The sequence below is a fragment of the Streptomyces sp. GC420 genome (assembly GCF_009916105.1).
GTDB lineage: Bacteria > Actinomycetota > Actinomycetes > Streptomycetales > Streptomycetaceae > Streptomyces.
The window spans coordinates 1-479 of the sequence record NZ_JAAAXQ010000836.1; the positions used below are offsets into that span (position 1 = coordinate 1).

The 479-nt window shown below is 71.6% G+C and carries 1 protein-coding gene; it reads left to right on the forward strand.

What is annotated here, in order from left to right; all coding sequences use genetic code 11:
• Window positions 1-241: 241 nt before the first annotated feature.
• The coding region (locus GUY61_RS38870; protein ID WP_398958510.1) for an SCO4225 family membrane protein at window positions 242-479 on the forward strand (238 nt) is incomplete at its 3' end.

The window sequence follows — 479 nt, forward strand, 5'->3', positions numbered from 1 at the left end:
CCGGAACCCGGACACTGCCAGGACTGCCGGCCCGGGACGGGCCTCCGAGCGGCGGGCTGAACGGATGGGTGGGTGTGGGCTCCACCCGCGGGGCGCCTTGCCCGAAAGGGCAGCGCTCCCGCGTCGGGCCCGGCGGCGCAACTCGAGCCGCGTCGGCCACGTCCTTCACATCGTGATGGCTGACCCCTCCGGCACTCCGCGCGGTCAGGGCCCAGCCTCGGCCGACAGAACGGAGAACCCCGTGAGTTCCTCTCGCCGCAGCCGTGCCGTGTTCGCCCCGGCCGTCGACAACTGGCTCTCCCGCTGCTACCTGGCCGCAGTGGCCCTCACGACCGGGTACGCGCTCCTCGAGGAGCTCTTCGTCAGTCACGCCGACGCTTCCATGGCCTACGTGGTGCCCATGGTGCTGACCGCCCCACTGAACCTGCTGTTCCTCGTCGCGCTCGGCTGGATACCCACCGACGCGCCGTTCTACCCTG